Origin of the sequence: Aeromonas sp. QDB39 (genome assembly GCF_027707585.1) — a bacterium.
GTDB classification, from domain to species: domain Bacteria; phylum Pseudomonadota; class Gammaproteobacteria; order Enterobacterales; family Aeromonadaceae; genus Aeromonas; species Aeromonas hydrophila.
The window spans coordinates 1-2673 of record NZ_JAPCIV010000096.1; the positions used below are offsets into that span (position 1 = coordinate 1).

The 2673-nt window shown below is 66.1% G+C and carries 1 protein-coding gene; it reads left to right on the plus strand.

Features of this window, described 5'->3' with window-relative positions:
• On the plus strand, positions 1 to 2673 hold a 2673-nt coding region (locus PG899_RS23880), incomplete at both ends, for a Tn3-like element TnAs1 family transposase (RefSeq protein ID WP_270697808.1).

Here is a 2673-nt window from a genome sequence, read left to right on the forward strand (position 1 = left end):
CCAGCGACGCGGCGACGCCAACCGCCTCGGCTTCGCCGTGCAGCTCTGCCTGCTGCGCTACCCCGGTTACGCGCTGGGAACCGACAGCGAGCTGCCCGAGCCGGTCATCCTGTGGGTGGCGAAGCAAGTCCAGGCCGAGCCGGCGAGCTGGGCAAAGTACGGCGAGCGCGACGTGACCCGTCGCGAGCATGCCCAGGAACTGCGCACCTACCTGCAACTGGCCCCGTTCGGCCTGTCCGACTTCCGCGCCCTGGTGCGCGAGCTAACCGAGCTGGCCCAGCAGACCGACAAAGGCTTGCTGCTGGCCGGTCAGGCCCTGGAGAGCCTACGGCAGAAACGACGCATCCTGCCGGCGCTGAGCGTGATTGACCGGGCCTGCTCGGAAGCCATTGCGCGAGCCAATCGGCGGGTCTACCGCGCCCTGGTCGAACCACTCACGGACTCGCATCGGGCCAAGCTGGACGAGCTGTTGAAGCTCAAGGCCGGCAGCAGCATCACCTGGTTGACCTGGCTGCGCCAGGCACCGCTGAAACCCAACTCTCGGCACATGCTGGAACACATCGAGCGGCTGAAGACATTTCAGTTGGTGGACTTGCCCGAAGGCCTGGGCCGGCACATCCACCAGAACCGCCTGCTCAAGCTGGCCCGCGAGGGTGGGCAGATGACGCCCAAAGACCTCGGTAAGTTCGAGCCGCAGCGCCGCTACGCGACCCTGGCCGCCGTGGTGCTGGAGAGCACCGCGACCGTGATCGATGAGCTGGTCGATCTGCATGACCGCATCCTGGTCAAGCTGTTCAGCGGCGCGAAGCACAAGCATCAGCAGCAGTTCCAGAAGCAGGGCAAGGCGATCAACGACAAGGTGCGCCTGTACTCCAGGATCGGCCAGGCGCTGCTGGAAGCGAAGGAAAGCGGCAGCGACCCCTATGCCGCCATCGAGGCGGTGATTCCCTGGGACGAGTTCACCGAGAGCGTCAGCGAGGCCGAGCTGCTGGCCCGGCCGGAAGGCTTCGACCACCTGCACCTGGTCGGCGAGAACTTCGCCACCCTGCGCCGTTACACGCCGGCCTTGCTGGAGGTGCTGGAACTGCGCGCCGCGCCGGCCGCGCAAGGCGTGCTGGCAGCCGTGCAGACCCTGCGTGAGATGAACGCCGACAACCTGCGCAAGGTGCCGGCCGATGCACCCACGGCCTTCATCAAGCCGCGCTGGAAGCCGCTGGTGATCACCCCGGAAGGCCTCGACCGGAAATTCTACGAAATCTGCGCCCTGTCCGAGCTGAAGAACGCCCTGCGCTCCGGCGACATCTGGGTCAAGGGCTCGCGGCAGTTCCGCGACTTCGACGACTACCTGCTGCCGGCCGAGAAGTTCGCCGCACTCAAGCGCGAGCAGGCCCTGCCCCTGGCGATCAACCCGAACAGCGACCAGTACCTGGAAGAGCGTTTGCAGCTGCTGGACGAGCAGTTGGCCACCGTCACCCGCCTGGCCAAGGACAACGAGCTGCCCGATGCCATCCTCACCGAGTCAGGGCTGAAAATCACCCCGCTGGATGCGGCGGTGCCGGATCGGGCGCAGGCGCTGATCGACCAAACCAGCCAGTTACTGCCGCGCATCAAGATCACCGAACTGCTGATGGACGTGGACGACTGGACGGGCTTCAGCCGCCACTTCACCCACTTGAAGGACGGGGCCGAGGCCAAAGACAGGACGTTGCTGCTGTCCGCAATCCTCGGTGATGCGATCAACCTCGGGCTGACCAAGATGGCCGAGTCGAGCCCCGGCCTGACCTACGCCAAGCTGTCCTGGCTGCAAGCCTGGCACATCCGCGACGAAACCTATTCGGCGGCCTTGGCCGAGCTGGTCAACCACCAGTATCGCCACGCCTTTGCCGCCCACTGGGGCGACGGCACGACCTCATCCTCCGATGGCCAGCGCTTCCGCGCGGGTGGCCGGGGCGAGAGCACCGGGCACGTCAACCCGAAGTACGGTAGCGAGCCGGGACGGCTGTTCTATACCCATATCTCCGACCAGTACGCGCCGTTCAGCACCCGCGTGGTGAATGTCGGCGTCCGCGATTCCACCTATGTGCTCGACGGCCTGCTGTACCACGAGTCCGACCTGCGGATCGAGGAGCACTACACCGACACGGCCGGCTTCACCGATCACGTCTTTGCCCTGATGCACCTGCTAGGCTTCCGCTTCGCGCCGCGCATCCGCGACCTCGGCGAAACCAAGCTGTACGTGCCGCAGGGCGTGCAAGCCTACCCGACGTTGCGCCCGCTGATCGGCGGCACCCTGAACATCAAGCACGTGCGTGCCCACTGGGACGACATCCTGCGCCTGGCCAGCTCGATCAAGCAGGGCACCGTCACCGCCTCGCTGATGCTGCGCAAGCTCGGCAGCTACCCGCGCCAGAACGGACTGGCCGTGGCCCTGCGCGAGCTGGGCCGGATCGAGCGCACGCTGTTCATCCTGGACTGGCTGCAAAGTGTTGAACTGCGCCGCCGCGTGCATGCCGGCCTGAACAAAGGTGAGGCGCGCAACTCGCTGGCCAGGGCGGTGTTCTTCAACCGCCTTGGGGAAATCAGGGATCGGAGCTTCGAGCAGCAGCGCTACCGGGCCAGCGGCCTCAACCTGGTGACGGCGGCTATCGTGCTGTGGAACACGGTGTACCTGGA